The 16,866-nt window shown below is 71.0% G+C and carries 17 protein-coding genes; 7 read left to right on the top strand and 10 right to left on the bottom strand.

Going from position 1 to position 16,866, the window contains the following annotated elements; all coding sequences use genetic code 11:
- Positions 1–13 precede the first annotated feature (13 nt).
- The 4 genes from ACPPVT_RS21535 to ACPPVT_RS21520 form a co-directional block, all read right to left on the bottom strand.
- A complete protein-coding gene (locus ACPPVT_RS21535) occupies positions 14–691 on the bottom strand; it encodes a Crp/Fnr family transcriptional regulator (protein ID WP_426563945.1) in 678 nt (225 codons plus the stop codon).
- Between the two features lie 132 nt (positions 692–823).
- On the bottom strand, positions 824–1,564 hold the full coding sequence (locus ACPPVT_RS21530; RefSeq protein WP_426563943.1) for a hypothetical protein: 741 nt from the start codon (positions 1,562–1,564) through the stop codon (positions 824–826).
- A complete protein-coding gene (locus ACPPVT_RS21525) occupies positions 1,561–1,746 on the bottom strand; it encodes a hypothetical protein (protein WP_426563941.1) in 186 nt (61 codons plus the stop codon). The genes ACPPVT_RS21530 and ACPPVT_RS21525 overlap by 4 nt, the downstream gene beginning before the upstream one ends.
- A gap of 106 nt (positions 1,747–1,852) precedes the next feature.
- Positions 1,853–2,200: a hypothetical protein gene (locus ACPPVT_RS21520; protein ID WP_426563939.1), complete on the bottom strand. Its 348-nt coding sequence runs from the start codon at positions 2,198–2,200 to the stop codon at positions 1,853–1,855.
- Between the two features lie 208 nt (positions 2,201–2,408).
- Between ACPPVT_RS21520 and nth the strand changes: the two genes are divergently transcribed.
- Genes nth through ACPPVT_RS21505 form a run of 3 tightly spaced genes read left to right on the top strand, consistent with a single transcriptional unit; the run spans position 2,409 to position 4,920 of the window.
- Complete coding sequence (gene nth, locus ACPPVT_RS21515; RefSeq protein WP_426567229.1) at positions 2,409–3,077, top strand: endonuclease III; 669 nt, start codon at positions 2,409–2,411, stop codon at positions 3,075–3,077.
- Entirely contained in the window at positions 3,074–3,733 is a 660-nt protein-coding gene (locus tag ACPPVT_RS21510) for an NUDIX hydrolase (RefSeq protein WP_426563937.1), read from the top strand. The genes nth and ACPPVT_RS21510 overlap by 4 nt, the downstream gene beginning before the upstream one ends.
- Positions 3,730–4,920, top strand: coding sequence for a MarP family serine protease (locus ACPPVT_RS21505; RefSeq protein ID WP_426563935.1), 1,191 nt, complete (start codon positions 3,730–3,732; stop codon positions 4,918–4,920). The genes ACPPVT_RS21510 and ACPPVT_RS21505 overlap by 4 nt, the downstream gene beginning before the upstream one ends.
- A 112-nt stretch (positions 4,921–5,032) precedes the next feature.
- Here the strand turns inward: ACPPVT_RS21505 and ACPPVT_RS21500 are convergent, their stop codons facing one another.
- From ACPPVT_RS21500 to glpK, 4 genes are read right to left on the bottom strand one after another with little or no spacing between them, the layout of a single operon-like run.
- Positions 5,033–5,959, bottom strand: coding sequence for an alpha/beta fold hydrolase (locus tag ACPPVT_RS21500; RefSeq protein ID WP_426563933.1), 927 nt, complete (start codon positions 5,957–5,959; stop codon positions 5,033–5,035).
- Positions 5,956–6,417, bottom strand: a complete 462-nt coding sequence (locus ACPPVT_RS21495) for a phage holin family protein (RefSeq protein WP_426563930.1) — start codon at positions 6,415–6,417, stop codon at positions 5,956–5,958. Before ACPPVT_RS21495 ends, ACPPVT_RS21500 begins: the two co-directional genes overlap by 4 nt.
- 43 nt (positions 6,418–6,460) lie before the next feature.
- Entirely contained in the window at positions 6,461–7,753 is a 1,293-nt protein-coding gene (gene nhaA, locus ACPPVT_RS21490) for a Na+/H+ antiporter NhaA (RefSeq protein WP_426567228.1), read from the bottom strand.
- A gap of 32 nt (positions 7,754–7,785) precedes the next feature.
- Positions 7,786–9,291, bottom strand: coding sequence for a glycerol kinase GlpK (gene glpK, locus ACPPVT_RS21485; protein ID WP_426567227.1), 1,506 nt, complete (start codon positions 9,289–9,291; stop codon positions 7,786–7,788).
- A 14-nt stretch (positions 9,292–9,305) separates the two neighbouring features.
- Between glpK and ACPPVT_RS21480 the strand changes: the two genes are divergently transcribed.
- Together ACPPVT_RS21480 and ACPPVT_RS21475 are read left to right on the top strand one after the other, a co-directional pair.
- Positions 9,306–11,039: a glycerol-3-phosphate dehydrogenase/oxidase gene (locus ACPPVT_RS21480; RefSeq protein ID WP_426563928.1), complete on the top strand. Its 1,734-nt coding sequence runs from the start codon at positions 9,306–9,308 to the stop codon at positions 11,037–11,039.
- Positions 11,040–11,052: 13 nt separating this feature from the next.
- A complete protein-coding gene (locus ACPPVT_RS21475; protein WP_426563926.1) occupies positions 11,053–11,832 on the top strand; it encodes a glycoside hydrolase family 16 protein in 780 nt (259 codons plus the stop codon).
- Here ACPPVT_RS21475 and ACPPVT_RS21470 read toward each other — a convergent pair.
- Positions 11,829–12,560 (bottom strand): Clp protease N-terminal domain-containing protein, encoded by a 732-nt coding sequence (locus ACPPVT_RS21470; protein WP_426563924.1) that lies wholly within the window; start codon positions 12,558–12,560, stop codon positions 11,829–11,831. The genes ACPPVT_RS21475 and ACPPVT_RS21470 overlap by 4 nt on opposite strands.
- Positions 12,561–12,676: 116 nt before the next feature.
- Here ACPPVT_RS21470 and ACPPVT_RS21465 point away from each other — a divergent pair, with 116 nt between their 5' ends.
- Positions 12,677–12,913, top strand: a complete 237-nt coding sequence (locus ACPPVT_RS21465) for a hypothetical protein (protein WP_426563922.1) — start codon at positions 12,677–12,679, stop codon at positions 12,911–12,913.
- A gap of 3 nt (positions 12,914–12,916) precedes the next feature.
- Here the strand turns inward: ACPPVT_RS21465 and ACPPVT_RS21460 are convergent, their stop codons facing one another.
- Positions 12,917–13,075: a hypothetical protein gene (locus tag ACPPVT_RS21460; protein ID WP_426563920.1), complete on the bottom strand. Its 159-nt coding sequence runs from the start codon at positions 13,073–13,075 to the stop codon at positions 12,917–12,919.
- A 60-nt stretch (positions 13,076–13,135) separates the two neighbouring features.
- Between ACPPVT_RS21460 and ACPPVT_RS21455 the strand changes: the two genes are divergently transcribed.
- Positions 13,136–16,750 carry a hypothetical protein gene (locus ACPPVT_RS21455; RefSeq protein WP_426563918.1) on the top strand — a complete coding sequence of 1,205 codons (3,615 nt, stop codon included), beginning with the start codon at positions 13,136–13,138 and terminating at the stop codon, positions 16,748–16,750.
- The last annotated feature ends 116 nt before the right edge of the window (positions 16,751–16,866 follow it).

Here is a 16,866-nt window from a genome sequence, read left to right as displayed (position 1 = left end):
ATCCACCAACGGCTCAGCGGGCCCGGCGACGCAACCGCTCGACGTCCAGCAGGACCACGGCGCGGGCTTCCAGCCGCAGCCAGCCGCGGGTCGCGAAGTCGGCCAGCGCCTTGTTGACCGTCTCGCGGGAAGCGCCGACCAGCTGGGCCAGCTCTTCCTGGGTCAGCTCGTGCGCGACCAGGATGCCGTCGTCGGCAGGCCGCCCGAACCGGGTGGACAGGTCGAGCAGCGCCTTGGCCACCCGCCCGGGGACGTCGGTGAACACCAGGTCGGCCAGCGTCTCGTTGGTGCGGCGCAGCCGGCGGGCCAGAGCCTGCAGCAGGGTCTGGGCCACCTCGGGGTGCTCCATCAGCCAGGGCTCGAAGGCGAGCTTGCCCAATCCGATCAGCCGGCTGTCGCCGACAGAGGTGGCGGTCGCCGTCCGCGGCCCCGGGTCGAACAGGCTGAGCTCGCCGAACATCTCGCCCGGTCCGAGGATCGCCAGCAGGTTCTCGCGCCCGTCATTGCTGGTGCGGCCGAGCTTGATCTTTCCCTCGACGATCACGTAGAGCTGGTCGCCCTGGTCACCCTCGTCGAAGAGCGTGTCCGAGCGGGCGAGGTTGACCTCGACCATCGACCGCCGCAGCGAGACCGCTGCGCCCTCGTCCAGCGCCGCGAACAGCGGGGCGCTGCGCACGATGTCGTCGTCCACGGTCTCTCCTTCGCACGGCACGTAACGTGGGCAGTCTGCCCTACTGTGACGTACGACACGAAACCCAGGGCTCATGGGTTGCTCCCCGCGGCCCAGAGGGCGCCTGCAGTTCTGGATTGATGGCTGTGGGGGTCAAAAGTCCCTTAGCCGCGTGACGTTCTCCTCGGGCTCGGCGTCATCGAGATTCCAATCCACCGAGTATCCGAGTGACCGTAGGACCTCGACAGCTTCTCGCGGCGCGTCTCTGACGACACTCCGAAGCTGCTTACGTCTCCACCGTTCACGCCCCACTGCGAGCTGACGAAGCTGGCCGGCGGTGGAATCTACGCCGAATTCGGTGACGAGCATCTCCATGACATCTTCGAGACAGGGCCGAAATCGGTGTCCTCCCAGGGGGAAGTGAAGTTCGTTGAGTTGTGGCACGGCGTCCGCTCGGGCTCGCCGCCGTCCTCGGGGGGTCGACTCCCCAGCACGGCCCATGACGCGTGTGAAGGCGTCGCGGTGTGCGTGCAGTTGGAGATGCGCCGAGGGGAGGTCCGGTGCGGTCCGACGTACGTACTCGTACCGAAACAATGGCTCGCGCTGAGCCTTTGCCCCGGCGTATACGGCGACTTTCGACTCGTCGACCGCGAGGTAGCGCTGATGACCGTCGAGGCAGCAGGAGTAGGAGACCTTGAGGGTCAGTAGCGGTTCGCCGCTCACCATAAGTGGAATTCCTGTGTCCGGTTCCTGGCGAACTGCCATCTTCACGGCGGCGGAATCGGTCAAGGTGCGTGCGTGAAATGGGCTGCAATCCGGAACCAGCTGCTTGACCGTGTCGGTCAGGTCCGCCGCAAATTGTTGAGCTTGTTGCTCCAGCGTCGCCAGGGTCATGAGGCGAGCAGGTAGTCCAGTTCCATCAGCTCGTCGTAGAGCGCCAGTTCGCGTGCATCCAGCACGAACGCAAGTGCGCGGTTGCGGAAGCCGGACTCATCTCCGCCCACGGCGGCAATGATTGCAATCCGACGACGCCACGCCTCGTCAACGGTCAATCGTTCAACGACAACTTTGCTCATGCTCCAACCTCCCTTTCGCGTTGATCATGCTAGGGCAGACATGGTCGAAAACGCGGCGCTATCGAACTGCCGAATACCCGAGGCTATGCGAGCGGTCTGACAGTCGTCAGCCGGCCAGGCAGCGACCCGGGTCGACTGCCAGCGCGGACACCAACGCACCGGTCACCGCGTCCAGGTCGGAGCGGGCCTGGTCGGCCTGCTCGTGCAGCGTCCGGCACGAGCGAGACAGTGCATGTAGCAGCTCCGGGCCGGACGACGAGCCGAGCGCCAGGGCGTCCCGGACGACCGGCTCGAGCTGCTGGACCCCGCTGGCCAGGCCGGTGAGCCGGGCCACCTCCAGGTCGGAGCGGGCCACCACGAGACGGCGCAGCCACGACAGGTTCGCGACCGTCTCGACCAGCCGGCGGCGTTCGTCGCGGAGGTCGTCCAGGCTGCATTCGCTGTTGTCGTTCACAGCAAGGTTGTCGTCTGTCGGGCGGACCGCTTGAGCGACGGCCGTTGCGCCTCACCCTTCCGGATCATCGTGATGCGCTGTCAGCGCGGCCACGTACCCTGGGGCGGTGCCCGCAACCCCCTCTCGTGCCGCCGGTCGGCGTGCCCCTGTCTCGGCTCGCCCGGCAGTGCCGGCGCCTGCGGTCGCGCTGACCCGGCGTGCTCGCAAGATGTACCGCGAGCTGCACGACCTGTACCCCTACGCGCACTGCGAGCTGGACTTCGAGTCCCCGCTGCAGCTGCTGGTGGCGACGGTGCTCTCCGCGCAGACGACCGACGTGATGGTGAACAAGGTCACACCGACCCTCTTCGCGAGGTACCCCGACGCGGCGGCGCTGGCCGGTGCCGACCGCACCGAGATGGAGGCGCTGCTCAAGCCGACGGGCTTCTTCCGGGCCAAGACCGACTCCGTGATGAAGCTCGGCGTGGCGCTGGTGGAGCGGTTCGACGGCGAGGTGCCGCCACGGCTGGCCGACCTGGTTACCCTGCCCGGGGTCGGGCGAAAGACCGCAAACGTGGTGCTGGGCAACGCCTTCGGCATTCCCGGCATCACGGTCGACACGCACTTCGGCCGGTTGGTGCGGCGTTTCGGCTGGACGACCGAGCTGGACCCGGTCAAGGTCGAGCACGAGGTGGGCGCTCTCTTCGCGCGCAAGGACTGGACGATGCTGTCCCACGTCCTGATCTTCCACGGCCGCCGCACCTGCCACGCCAAGAAGCCGGCGTGCGGTGCCTGCCCGATCGCGCGGCTGTGCCCGGCGTACGGCGACGGCGAGACCGACCCGGTCAAGGCGCGCAAGCTGCTGAAGTACGAGCGCGCCCAGGAAGCGACCGCGTGAGCGACGTCTCGCTGCCCGGGGACTGGCTCGAGCGCCTCGCGCGCGTCCCGCAGTCCGCCAAGCCGGAGGACCTGTCCCGGTTTCTGCCGCCGGAGGAGGGCGGGCGTCCCTCGGCGGTGTTGATGCTGTTCGGTGTCGACGACGACGGACGTCCCGACGTGCTGCTCACCCAACGCGCGGACACGATGCGCTCGCACCCCGGCCAGGTCTCCTTCCCCGGTGGCTCGCTGGACGAGGTGGACGACGGCCCGGCGGCCTGCGCGATCCGCGAGGCGGTGGAAGAGACCGGCCTCGACGGCGACGGCGTCGACGTGCTCGGCGAGCTGCCCGCGCTGTACCTGCCGCCGAGTGGCTTCGTGGTGACCCCGGTGCTCGGCTGGTGGCGGGTGCAGTCCCCGGTGTCGGCGGTCGACCCGGCCGAGGTCGCCCGCGTCGTCCGGGTGCCGCTCGACGAGCTGCTCGACCCCGACAACCGGATCACCACCCGGCACCCCAGCGGCTTCGTCGGTCCGGCGTTCACCGTGCGGGGCCTGTTCGTCTGGGGATTCACCGCCGGACTGCTCTCCCGGGTGCTCGCGCTGGCCGGGTTGGAGGTCCCGTGGCCGACCGAGCGGGTGGCTGACCTGCCGCCGGACGTGCTGGCGAGGCTGCAGTGATCGACCTCATCCTGGCCGTGCTGCTGATCGGCTACGCGATCGGCGGCTACCGCAACGGCGCCGTCGTCGGCTTCTTCTCGCTGGCCGGCTTCGTCGGCGGCGGCGTGCTGGCCATGTGGCTGCTGCCCAAGGTGTTCACCGCGTCGGTGACGACGGCGGCGCAGACCCGGCACGTGATCTTCCTGGTCGTCGGCGTGCTGCTCGCCGCGGTGCTCGGCCAAGCGGTCGGTTCCACGATCGGCAGCCGCCTGCGCAGCCGGGTCAGGTCCGGTGGTGCCCGCAGGGTCGACTCGGCCGTCGGCGCCGTCGCCAGCCTGCTGGCGGTGGCGGTGCTGGTCTCGCTGATCGCGGGTGCGGTGCGCGGCGGTCCCTCGCAGACGTTGTCCCGGGCGGTCGGGCAGTCGCACATCGTGGCCGCCATCGATCGGGTGATGCCGTCGCAGACCGGTCGGGTGTTCGCGGGCTTCCGTTCCCTGCTGGACGCCGAGGGCTTCCCGCGGGTCTTCGAGGGCTTCGGCCCGGAGCTGATCCGGCCGGTCGAGCCTCCGGACGCGTCGAGCGGGCAGACCACCGGGGTGCGCAAGGCGGCTGGCAGCGTCGTCAAGATCAACGGGGACGCCGAGTCCTGCTCCCGTTCGCAGGAGGGCAGTGGCTGGGTGCTCGCGAGTGGGGTGGTGGTGACCAACGCCCATGTGGTCGCCGGGGTGCGCCACCCGAGGGTCCAGGTCGCCGGGCGCGGGCCACGTCTGGACGCGACCGTGGTGGTCTTCGACCCGGTCACGGACCTCGCCGTGCTCGACGTCGACGGCCTCGAGGCGCCGGCCCTCGAGCGGGCGCTGGACCTGTCCCGTGGGGACGCGGCGGTGGTGGCCGGCTTCCCGCTGAACGGCGGCTACCGGGTCGAGGCGGCGCGCGTGCGCGATGTGATCACCGCGCGCGGTGAGGACATCTACGGCGAGAAGTCGTCGGTGCGCCTCGTCTACTCGCTGTATGCCCGGGTGCGGCCGGGCAACTCCGGTGGCCCGTTGCTGGACCCTCGCGGCCGGGTCGTCGGCACCGTCTTCGCCAAGAGCCTGGACGACAACAGCACTGGCTACGCGCTGACGATGCAGGAGTCGCGGTCGGTCCTGGCCAAGGGGCTGGTCGCCACCCGACGGGTGTCCACCGGGCCCTGTGCCGCCGGCTGACCGCGACGCCCGTGCCCCCTCGCTGACCTGACCCGCGCCGAGATCAGAGAACTGGGGGACCCGCGCGACCGTCGATGCCCCTCTTCTCTGGTCTCGGCAGACGGCGGGTGGCTCAGGCGGTGTCGAGCGAGCCGAGCCAGGTCAGCAACGCGGCGTTGACGACGTCCGGCCGCTCCTCGGGCAGGAAGTGCCCGGCATCCGGTACCTCCAGGTACTCGTACCCCCCGCGCGCCCAGTCGCCCGATCGTCGTGCGGTCTGCGCCAGCACCGCCGGGTCGTGCACGCCCTGAAGGTGCAGCACCGGGACGTCGATCGGCCGGTCCACCCGCTCGACGAACGACCGCCCGTCCGCCCGCCAGGTCGACCGAACCGCCCAGCGGTAGTACTCCATCGACGAGTGCGCCACGAACGGCACCCGCATCGCGTCCGTGTACGCCTGGACGACGGTCGCGCCGTCCTCGTCGTCGCCAGGCCAGTCGGTGCCGGACCCGTTGCGCAGCAAGCCTTCCACGGTCCCGGGGTGGACCAGCCGCCGCTCGGGGCGGAACGGCAGCTGGAACGCCCAGACGTACCGGCTGGCCGCCGCCTGGTTGCGGTAGCGCCGCACGCTGCGCCGCATCGCGAGAGGGTGCGCCATCGAGACCGCGCCGACCGCCCGGGTCACGCCGGGCTCCAGGGAAGGCATGGACCAGCTGATCCAGCCCCCCCAGTCGTGCCCGACCACCACCGCGTCGGACTCGCCCAGCGAACGGATCACGGCCGCGACATCGGCTGCCAGAGTAGGGGTGTCGTAGCCGCGAGGCGGCTTGTCCGAGGCGCCGTAGCCGCGCAGGTCCATCGCCGCCACCCGGTACCCGGCCGCGGCCAAGGCCGGCAGCTGGTAACGCCAGCACCACCACATCTGCGGGAAGCCGTGCAACAGAACGACGAGCGGACCCGCACCCGCCTCGGCGACGTGGAAGCGGGCGCCGTTGGCCGAGACGAAGCGGTGCCGCCACGGCCCGTCGTGCAGAACGTGGGTGGCGTCGACGCTGGTCACTGCACAGGCGGCGGGGCGCCCTTGAGCGCCTGTACCGTCTCGCGCGAGGTGCGGATCGTGCGCTCCGGCGGCCCGACCTGGCGCACCTTGGCGCGGCCGACGAAGACCAGCACCAGGGTGATCAGCAGCAGCACGGCGGCCACGATCAGGAAGGCCAGCCACGGGTCCAGCCCGGCGGCGACCAGTCCGAAGGCGGCGGAGATGAGCAGCAGGATCAGGGCGAGGAACGCCAGCACGGCCGCGCCGGCGAACATGCCGGCACCCGTGGCGGCGGCGGTCACGTCGGCCTTGATCTCAGCCTTGGCCAGCGCGACCTCCGAACGCAGGATGCTCGACAGGTCGTGCGAGGCGTCGGCGACGAGTTGGCCGAGGGTGCGCTCGCTCGGCGGCTCGGCCGGCAGGCCCGCCGCCGAGCCGTTGGACGTGGCGGACGGCTGAGTGGGCGCGCTGTCAGTCATGGCTCCTCCTGCTGCTGTCGAGCACTGTCGCGAGCCTACGGTGTCAGCCGGTTCCCTGCTCGTACACGTCCGGGATGCCGTCGCCGTCGTCGTCGCGGGCCTCGTCCTGGGCAATACGTCGGTACACCAGCTCGCGGCGGCGCAGCACGATTGCGGCGAGCACTGCGGCGAGCAACGAGCCGACGAGCACGCCGAGCTTCACGTGATCGTCCCGTACCGAGGTCTCTCCGAAGGCCAGCTCCCCGACCAGCAGGCTCACGGTGAACCCGATGCCGCCGAGCAGAGCGATACCGAAGACGTCGCCCCAGGCGACGTCTTCGTCCAGCTGCGCGCGGGTGAACCGGGCGGTCAGGTAGGTCCCGCCGAAGACACCGAGCAGCTTGCCGACGACGAGTGCCACCACGATCCCCCAGGTCACCCGGTCGCTCACGGCGTCCCCGAACCCTCCGCCGGTCAGCGTGACACCGGCCGCCAGCAAGGCGAACACGGGTACCGCGACGCCTGCTGACAGCGGCCGGATGGTGTGCTCGAGCCGTTCGGCCCGTGAGCTCGCGTCGCCCTCCTTGTGGCCGACCGGCACGGTGAACGCCAGAGCCATGCCGGCCACCGTCGCGTGCACCCCGGACGCGTGCACCATGGTCCAGGTCGCCAACCCGAGCGGCACCAGCAACCACCACGGCGCCCGCCGCCGACGCACAAGCAGCGCGAACGCGGCGAGCGGCACGAGTGAGCCGACCAGCAGCACCGGCTTCAGGTCGTCGGTGTAGAAGACCGCGATGATCGTGATCGCGATGAGGTCGTCCACCACCGCGAGGGTGAGCAGGAACGAGCGCAACGCCGACGGCAGGTGCGAACCCACGACCGCCAGGGCGCCGAGCGCGAAGGCGATGTCGGTGGCGGTCGGGACGGCCCAGCCGCCCGCGGCGCCGGGCACCCCGGCGACGACCACCAGGTAGAGGACCGCCGGGACGACGACCCCGGCCACTGCGGCGACGACGGGCAGGGCGGCGCGCTGGCGGTCCCGCAGGTCGCCGACCACCAGCTCGCGCTTGAGCTCCAGCCCGGCGACCAGGAAGAAGATGGCCAGCAGCCCGTCGGCTGCCCAGTGCTCGAGGTTCAGGTCGAGGTGCAGCGCCGACGGGCCGAACGTCGCGTGCTGGACGGTCTCGTAGCTCGCAGGCCACAGGTTGGCCCACACCAGCGCTGCCACGGCAGCGGCCAGCAACAGGAGTCCGCCGACCGTCTCGGTGCGTAGGGCATCGCCGACGTAGCGCGCCTCGGACCAGCTGGGGGTGCGGCTGAGCAGACGTCGGACCGGTGGGATCGGGTTCGTGATCCCGCGAGTCTAGGGGGAGCCCCGCCGCCGGCTCAGTCCAGCCAGTCCAGCGTGCGCTGGACGGCCTTGGCCCACTGCGCGAGCAGCCGTCGCCGCTCGTCGGCTGGCATGCCCGGCGTCCAACGCTTGTCCTCGGCCCAGTTGGCGACCAGCTCGTCCGTGCCGGACCAGAAGCCGACGGCGAGCCCGGCTGCGTACGCCGCGCCCAGCGCGGTGGTCTCGGCGACGACCGGGCGGATCACGTCGACGCCGAGCAGGTCGGCCTGGAACTGCATGAGCAGGTCGTTGGCCACCATGCCGCCGTCCACCTTGAGCTCGGTCAGCGCGACGCCGGAGTCGGCGTCCATCGCCTCGATCACCTCCTGCGACTGGAAGGCGGCGGCCTCCAGCGCGGCGCGGGCGAGGTGCCCCCGGTTCACGAAGCGGGTCAGGCCGACGATGGCTCCGCGGGCGTCCGAGCGCCAGTGCGGCGCGAAGAGTCCGCTGAACGCGGGGACCACGTAGGCGCCACCGTTGTCCTCGACGGTTCGGGCCAGCGGCTCGATGTCGTCGGCCGAGTCGATCAGCCGCAGGTTGTCACGCAGCCACTGCACGAGCGAGCCGGTCACCGCGACCGAGCCCTCCAGCGCGTACACCGGCGGCTGCTCGCCGATCCGGTAGCAGACCGTGGTGATCAGGCCGTGCTGGCTGGCGACCGGCTGCTCGCCGGTGTTCAACAGCACGAAGTTGCCTGTGCCGTAAGTGTTCTTGGCCATGCCGGGCTCGAAGCAGACCTGCCCGAACGTCGCCGCCTGCTGGTCGCCCAGGATGCCGGCGATGGGCACGCCGGCCAGTGCGGCGCCTTCGCGGACCGTCCCGTACACCTCGGACGACGAGTGGATCCGGGGCAGCATCGAGACCGGGATCCCCAGCTCGTCGGCGATCTGCTCGTCCCACTGCAGCGTGCGCAGGTCCATCAGCAGCGTGCGCGAGGCGTTGGTGACGTCGGTCAGGTGCAGTCCGCCGTCCGGGCCTCCGGTCAGGTTCCACACCAGCCAGCTGTCCATGGTGCCGAACGCGAGCTCGCCGGCCTGCGCGCGTTCCAGGGCGCCGTCCACGTTCTCCAGGATCCAGGCCACCTTCGGGCCGGCGAAGTAGGTGGCCAGCGGGAGCCCGGTGCGGTCGCGGTACCGGTCTGCGCCGTTGCCGAGATCGCCGAGCCGGCGGCAGATCGCGTCGGTGCGGGTGTCCTGCCAGACGATCGCCGGGTGCACGGGCTCGCCGGTGGCGCGGTCCCAGACCATCGTCGTCTCGCGCTGGTTGGTGATCCCGACGGCCTGGATGTCGCGGGCCGTCAGGTCGGCGCGGGCCAGCGCGCCGGCGCACACCTCGCGGGTGTTGTCCCAGATCTCGACCGCATCGTGTTCCACCCAGCCGGCCCGCGGGAAGAGCTGCTGGTGCTCGAGCTGGTGCGAGGACACCACCCGGCCACCGTGGTCGATCACGAGGCAGCGGGTGCTCGTGGTTCCCTGGTCGATCGCCGCGACGTACATGGGCAGACCATAATCGAGCCATGGCCCCCGCACTCGCGACGACGACCATGCGCCTCGGCCCCCAGGAGCGTCGGGAGACCTGGACGGAGCTCGGTGCGCGCGAGCTCGACGTCCTGGTGGTCGGCGGCGGCGTCACCGGGGCCGGGGTGGCGCTGGACGCCGCCACCCGCGGCCTGCGCACCGGACTCGTCGAGGCGCGCGACTTCGCCAGCGGGACGTCGTCCCGTTCCAGCAAGCTGTTCCACGGTGGCCTGCGCTACCTGGAGCAGCTGAACTTCCGGCTCGTCGCGGAGGCCTTGCGCGAACGCGAGCTGATGCTGACCCGGATCGCGCCGCACCTGGTCCGGCCGGTGCCGTTCCTCTACCCGTTGGCCCACCGCGGGTGGGAGCGTCCCTATGTCGCCGCCGGGCTGGCGCTGTACGACCAGATGGGCGGCGGCCGGTCGGTGCCTCGGCAGAAGCACCTGTCCCGCTCGGGTGCGCTGAAGCGGTTCCCGGGGCTGAAGCGCGAAGCCCTGGTCGGGGCGGTGCAGTACTACGACGCGCAGGCGGACGACGCCCGGCACACCCTGACCGTGGCCCGCACCGCGTTCCACTACGGCGCGCAGGTGCGCAGCTCGACCGAGGTGGTCGAGCTGCTCCGTGAGGCCGACCGGGTGGTGGGGGCCGTCGTCCGGGACGTCGAGACCGGTGCCACACAGCGGATTCGGTCCAAGGTGGTCGTCAACGCGACCGGCGTGTGGACCGACGACCTGCAGCGGATGTCGGGTGGCCGCGGGCGCTTCCGGGTGCGCGCGTCGAAGGGGGTGCACCTGGTTGTGCCGCGGGACCGCATCGCCGGCGAGGTGGGCCTGATCCTGCGCACCGAGCGCAGCGTGCTGTTCGTCATCCCCTGGGGGCAGCACTGGATCGTCGGCACCACGGACACCGACTGGCAGTTCGACCTCGCGCACCCGGCGGCCACCTCCACCGATCTGGACTTCATCCTGGACACGGTGAACGAGGTGCTCGCGGTTCCGTTGTCCCGCAACGACATCCTGGGGGTCTACGCCGGGCTGCGGCCGCTGCTGGCGGGGGAGAGCGAGGACACCAGCCAGCTGTCCCGCGAGCACGCGGTCGCGCGGCCCCAGCCGGGCCTGATCTCCATCGCTGGCGGCAAGTACACGACGTACCGGGTGATGGCCGCGGACGCGGTGGACGCCGCCGAGGTCGACCTCGGCCCGCTGCGCCCGTCGGTCACCGAGCACGTTCCGCTGGTCGGTGCCGAGGGCTACGCGGCCATGGTCAACCTCGCGCCGGAGCTGGGCCGCGAGACCGGTCTGCCGCCGTGGCGGATCGAGCACCTGCTGGGCCGGTACGGCTCGCTGCTCGGCGAGGTGCTCTCCCTCGCGGACGAGGACCCGACCCTGCTGCAGCCGGTCCCCGCCGCCCAGGAGTACCTGCGGGCCGAGCTGCGCTACGCGGCCACCCACGAGGCGGCCTTGCACCTGGACGACCTGTTGGCCCGGCGCACCCGGATGTCGATCGCGACCAGACACCGCGGCGTCGACGCGGCGCAGGACGCGGCCGACCTGGTGTCCGACGTCCTGGGTTGGGACGCCGACACGGTGCGCGCCGAAGTCGAGGGGTACGCCGAACGCGTTGCGGCAGAACGGCGTTCGCAGGACCTGCCGGACGACGCGGCCAGCGACGCCGCCCGCCGCGAGGCGCACGAGGTGCGGCCGGGCCTGCGGCAGGTCACCGCCACCCGCTGAGGAGGACGCCGGCATGGTCGAGATCCCCGATGTCGAACCCTTCCTGGACGACTTCGACGGCGATACGCTCGACGAGTCGGTGTGGCTGCCGAGCTACCTGCCCGCCTGGAGCTCCTTGGCGGAGGCGGCAGCCACGTACGTCGTCGCCGACTCGTTGCTGCGCCTGAGCATCCCGCCCCAGCAGGGTGTGTGGTGCGCCCGCGACCACCGCCCGCCGATCCGCGTGTCCGCGGTCCAGTCGGGCAACTTCTCCGGTCCGGTCGGCAGCACGGTCGGCCAGCAGCCGTTCCGCGACGGGTTGACCGTCCGGGAGGAGCAGGAGCCGTTCTGGGGCTGGACGCCGTCCGGAGGGTTCGTCGAGGTCCGGATGCGAGGCGTCGTCACGGCCCGCTCGATGTTCGCCGCCTGGATGATCGGGCTGGAGGACCAGCCCGAGCGTTGTGCCGAGCTCTGCATCGCCGAGATCTTCGGGGACGCGGTGCGTGCGGACGGCTCGTGCGCCGTCGGTTCGGGACTGCACGCCTTCCGCGATCCGGACGTCGAGGAGGACTTCGACGCGGTACGGCTGCCGATCGACCCGGCCGAGCTCCACACCTACGCGGTGGACTGGCGGCCGGATCGCGCGCAGTTCCTGGTGGACGGTGAGCAGGTGCGCAGCGTCAGGCGTCCGCCCAGGTACCCGATGCAGCTCGTGCTCGCCGTCTTCGACTTCCCGGACAGGGCCGCGGGCGACGACGATGCCGTGCCGGAGCTGGTCGTGGACCTGGTTCGCTCGCAGCCGTCCAGGCGCTAGCCGTTCGACATCGAGATCAGCGCGATCATCGCCGCGACCCGCTCGTCCACCGCGGCCTTGTCGACGCCGAGCGAGCTGAGCGGGCCGTCGCCGTCCTCGTGCTCCAGCAGAGCCAGCACGATGTGCTCGGTGCCGACATAGTTGTGCCCCAGCCGCAGCGCCTCGCGGAACGTCAGCTCCAGCACCTTCTTGGCGCCGGTGTCGTACGGGATCAGCTCGGGGACGTCGGGCACGGCGGGCGGCAGGACGGCCGCCACCGCCTCACGCACCTGCTCGGCGGAGACGCCCTGGGCGAACAGGGCTTTGCAGCCCAGCCCGTCTGGCTCAGCCAGCAGCCCGAGGCTCAGGTGCGCCGCGCCGACCCGGTCGTTGCCGGCGGCGCCGGCCTCGTTGTGCGCCGCCATCACGACGTTCCGGGCTCGCTGGGTGAACCGGCTGAACCCTTGGTCGGGATCCAGCTCGGGCTGGCCGGACGGTTTGGTGACGAACCGCTTCTGGGCCGCCTGCTTGGTGACCCCCATGCTGCGGCCGATCTCTGTCCAGGACGCACCGGAGCGGCGGGCCTGGTCGACGAAGTGACCGATCAGGTGGTCCGCGACCTCGCCGATGTGGTCGGCGACCAGGACGGCGTCGCTGAGCTGGTCGAGGGCGTCGGAGTGTGCGGTGGTGATGGCCTCGATCAGGTCGTCGAGGCGGACGGGGTTGCTCATCGGTACTGGCGCGCTCATACGTCAACCCTAGGTTGACGCCAAGGCCCCGTCAACCATTGGTTGACGAGGGCCTTCGATGTGCGGCCCGGCCGCTCACCTGATGAGGTGGGTGCACGCCACGAGAGGAGTACGACATGAAGGGCAAGCTGTTGCTGGCGACGGGGGTCGCCGTCGGCTACGTGCTCGGCTCGCGGTCCGGCCGCCAGGGCTACGACGAGCTCAAGGAGCATGCGAAGGACTTCTGGGACAATCCCTCGGTGCAGGAGCAGGTGGCGCACGCCAAGGACCTGGCTCGCGAGCAGGCGCCCTTCGTCCAGGAGCAGCTGACGGCCGCCGCGCGCAAGGCGATGCAGCGCGCGACGTCCTCGTAGCGCTCAGCGGTAGTAGCGCAACCACAGGTAGGGCCAGCACAGCGTCGTCCAGCCGGTCCCCGACCGTGCGCTTCCGCAGCGGACGATCCGCCGTGCAGCCTCGAGCGCGCTGTCGGTGTGGTGGGCGACGGGCACCTGCTCTGCGAGGTCCCCGGTCAGCATGCCGTCAGCCTAGGTGTGGCCGGCGCGCTCAAGGGGACCCTCGCTTGCGCCGATGCACACGTGGGCGCACAACTGGCGTTCCTACATTGCGGGGACAGGAAAGCAGCGTTGCGTCGAATTTGGCTCGTCCTCTTGGTCTCCACTGCCCTTTCTGCGGCCTCGGCCACCCCGCTCGGCGATACTGCCGCCCTCGCCGACCCGACCCCACCAGCCGGCGTCGTCTGGCAGGACGTCGCGCCGCGGCACTTCGGTGACGGCGGACCTGCGACCGAGGCGCTGGTTTCCGCGCACCACTCGGCTGGCATGCCGGACGGGACGACGATCATCTGGGATCGGGGCTCGTCCGCCATCCGACGCATCGATGCCGGTGGACTGATCGAGACCATCGCCGGCACTGGTCAGCCAGCACCGACTCTGCATGCTTGCTCCCTCGACACCGAGCTGCCGGCAAGGTCGGTACCGATCACCGAGGTCGGCGGGTTGTGGGCCGACCTGGCCGGCAACGTCTACCTCTGGCCCGGACTGGTCTCGCGGTGCCACGGTTTCGGGGACGTCTACCGGCTGGCAGCTGGCACCGACAGGTGGCAACGCGTCATGTACAACGGCGAGATCGCCGACCCCTACTTCGGAACGAGCGGCGGGTATCAGTCGATCACCGTGTCGCCGGACGGCTGGGTCTACGCATCCAACTACTTCCACCACGTGGTCCGCCGCTTCGCCGGTGATGGCTCCGACCTGCACACGACGGGCGTCGTGGTCGCCGGTCTGCTCGATCAGACGGGCGCGAGCGGCGACGGCGGGCCCGCCACGCAGGCGTTGGTTGCGACGCCGATCGTGGCGGCCTCGACCACCGACTTGTTCGTCTCGGACGGGCGCACCGTGCGGGAGGTCGACCTGGCCACAGGTCTGATCAGCGCCGTCGCCGGCACCGGAGTGGCCCCACCCAGCAGCGACCCGGGTGCCGACGACGGCACGGCTGCTGCGCGGGCCCGGCTGAGCGCTCGCACCATGGCCGTCGGTCCCGGCGGCACGGTCTACATCGCCTCCGGCGCGGACGTGCGTGCCTTCACGGTGGGAGGGGTCATCCGGACCGTCGTCTCGCCCGCAGCGTTCGACTCCGCAGGCTGTGATCCGGATCCAGCGGCCGTCACCCGCGGCGGCGCCGAGCTGGTTCTCGTGGGCTGCGGCGTTCTGCGCTCCTGGCCGGCGGACGGTTCCGCAGCGGACTCGAGCGGAACGCGACTGGCCGGGCTCGACGGCGGTGGTGGGCTTGCGCTGTCGGCTGACGGCGCGCCCCTGTCACGCACCTTCTTCCCGGCCGTGAGCAGCGTGGCCGTCTCGCGCGCCGGTCAGGTGGCCGTGGCCTCGGCGTACGGGGTGCGCACGCTGGCGAGCCTCGACCCGTCCGCCCCGGTGACTGCCCGGAGCAGTGAGGTGAGTTCGGGGGTGAGCTATCTGGGCGACACTTTGTACGCGTCGATCGGACGCGGCACGCCAGCCAGCCCCTTCCGCATCGTCCGGCTGGAGGGCGACGGCTCGCTGACCACGGTGCTGGGTTCTGGCTCGGCACCGGTGGCCGACGGGTTGGCCGGGGACGACGTCAGGTTGGGCGACGCACCGCCGTTCGTCGCCGACTCGAGCGGCTCGCGAATCCTGTTCGTGTGGGGCGGAAAGCTCTGGTCACTGACCGGGTTGGACGCGGAGATCAACATGGTGGCCGACCTCGACCTGGGTCTCGGTACGGCGACCAGTCTCGCCGTGGATCCGAGTGACGGCACGGCATACGTGAGCGTGCATGGCCCATGGGTCTCGATCCTGCGGGTCCCCACCGACGGAACGGTCGACCGCCTTGGTGGCACCAGCACCGGAGTGGAGATGACGGCGGTCCTGCCCGGGGACGTCCTGGTGGGCGCGGGCGTGGGGGGCGTCGAGCTGCTGGGTCCGGACGGTGCCGCGACGTTCACGGCGTCCGCCGGGGCGGGACCCTTCGGGGTCGCCCCCGACGGTTCGTTGGTCATGGTCGGCGGGTCACCGGCAGGTGGCTTCCTCAAGGTATCCAACGTCCTGGCCGCACCCACGACGTCCGCCCCGCTCGCGTCCGTCGCGGCTGTCGCGGGACAGTCGTCCATCGAGGTCACCGTGCACCCCCCGGGAGTCGCCGGGCTGCATGTCACCGTGGTGGCCAGCCGCTTGCCGGACGCTCCCCTGTATCCGGTGGCCGCGACCACCGTGGCGACCTTCGACACCGACGGCTCGACCACCGACCACCGCCTGACGCTCGACCGGTTGGCGGAGCCGGGCACCGACGGTCCAGTTCTCGTCCCCGGTGCGCGATACCGGATCGCGGTCTTCACGGGAGGGTCCTCGGACACCGGCCTCTGGTCCTCGGCGCCGGCGACGCAGGTCGTCACGCCGACAGCCGACGTGACCGCACCCGCAGCGCCGCCGGTTCTTGTCGTGTCGACCATCTCGGCCTGGGGTGTGCGCTACCAGGTGCGCGCTCCGGACGACCGGGACGTCGCTCGCATCGTGGTCCGAGCCGCTGAGGGCACGACACCACCCGCCAGTCCGACGTCCGGCCGCGCCGTCGCCGACCTGGAGAGCCGCTTCGACCAGGTCCATCCCGGACAGCTGATCGACGGTACTTTCGACAGCTGGTACACCCCTTTCGAGGCCGCCAAGACCTACGCTTTCTCCGCGTTCGCCCTCGACGCGTCCGGCAACCTCTCGGCGGCCAGGAGTGTCGTGCGGCAGGCCGCCACGGCGTCCACTGTCGACCCGACCGTGGTCACGGACCTGACCTGGTCGTTCAGCAATGCCACCGGTCGGTTGACGGTGTCCTGGCGAGGGTCCGCGGACATCGCCCAGATCGTCGCGGGCAGCGAGGCGCCCACCACTCCGTCGGCAGTCGCCGGTCTCGGAGTCGGAAACGCCGAGCAAGCCTCTCTCGACGGCGCGGTAGTTGGCAAGCCGTACGCCGTCAGTGTCTTCCGCTGGAACGAGACCTTCACCCACTTCTCTCGGGTGTCCGCCGTGATCACCGCTGGGGGCATCGGTACCGACTCGATCACACTGTCGGCGCCCGCTTCGGTGGCCTACGGAGCTCGCCCCGTCCTGACCGCCGCGGTGACCCGGTCGGCTACCGGTGCCACGGCACGCGTGGGCCAGGCCGGCATCCCGGTGGAGCTGTGGCGCCACTCAATCACTGGTGGCAGCTACGTGAAGGTCGCCACGGGAACGACAAGCTCCTCGGGGGTAGTCTCCTGGACCCTCCCAGCCGTCACCGGCGGCAGCGTGTACGTCGCGCGAGTCCCGGCCCACGCGCCGACTTACCCGCTGGTCCAGTCGTCGTCCACGCGAACCGTGACGGTGGTGCGCACGGTGGCTGCGACTCTGGTCTCCGGTCGGGTCGTGAGCTCGGTTTCCGTGCACCATGGCAAGTCGATCACCCTGCGCTTCGCGGTCAAGCCAGCCACCGCGACCACTGTGCGGCTACAGCGGTACTACTCGGGCGCGTGGCACGCCGTCAAAACCACGCGCACCGCATCCAACGGCGGGTGGAGCTCCGCGGTGAAGACCACCAGCAAGGGGACGCTGCGCTATCGCCTGGCCGCCAACGGTTCGGGAGCGCTCGCGACCGGAGTCTCAGGGACGCTGACGATCACGGCGAAATGACCGATCCGTTGGAGATCGTCTCGACCCGCATCCGTGAATAGGCTCTCGCGCCGTGACCCTCCTTCAGCGTCGACCGGCGGCGGCGTCCGGTCCCGCGCGGGGCCGGCCGACCGCGT

It is taken from the genome of Angustibacter sp. McL0619 (assembly GCF_049994355.1).
Classification (GTDB): domain Bacteria; phylum Actinomycetota; class Actinomycetes; order Actinomycetales; family Angustibacteraceae; genus Angustibacter.
The sequence above is the reverse complement of the archived record's forward strand: the minus strand, read 5'-3'. Positions and strand labels throughout refer to the sequence as shown.

What these genes read in the sequence shown, in the direction of transcription:
- ACPPVT_RS21495 (WP_426563930.1), bottom strand. Translation starts at nt 6,417, where the DNA reads ATGACTGACAGCGCGCCCACTCAGCCGTCCGCCACGTCCAACGGCTCG.
- ACPPVT_RS21465 (WP_426563922.1), top strand. Translation starts at nt 12,677, where the DNA reads ATGAAGGGCAAGCTGTTGCTGGCGACGGGGGTCGCCGTCGGCTACGTG.
- ACPPVT_RS21470 (WP_426563924.1), bottom strand. Translation starts at nt 12,560, where the DNA reads ATGAGCGCGCCAGTACCGATGAGCAACCCCGTCCGCCTCGACGACCTG.
- ACPPVT_RS21480 (WP_426563928.1), top strand. Translation starts at nt 9,306, where the DNA reads ATGGCCCCCGCACTCGCGACGACGACCATGCGCCTCGGCCCCCAGGAG.
- ACPPVT_RS21475 (WP_426563926.1), top strand. Translation starts at nt 11,053, where the DNA reads ATGGTCGAGATCCCCGATGTCGAACCCTTCCTGGACGACTTCGACGGC.
- ACPPVT_RS21460 (WP_426563920.1), bottom strand. Translation starts at nt 13,075, where the DNA reads ATGCTGACCGGGGACCTCGCAGAGCAGGTGCCCGTCGCCCACCACACC.
- ACPPVT_RS21525 (WP_426563941.1), bottom strand. Translation starts at nt 1,746, where the DNA reads ATGAGCAAAGTTGTCGTTGAACGATTGACCGTTGACGAGGCGTGGCGT.
- ACPPVT_RS21530 (WP_426563943.1), bottom strand. Translation starts at nt 1,564, where the DNA reads ATGACCCTGGCGACGCTGGAGCAACAAGCTCAACAATTTGCGGCGGAC.
- nth (WP_426567229.1), top strand. Translation starts at nt 2,409, where the DNA reads ATGTACCGCGAGCTGCACGACCTGTACCCCTACGCGCACTGCGAGCTG.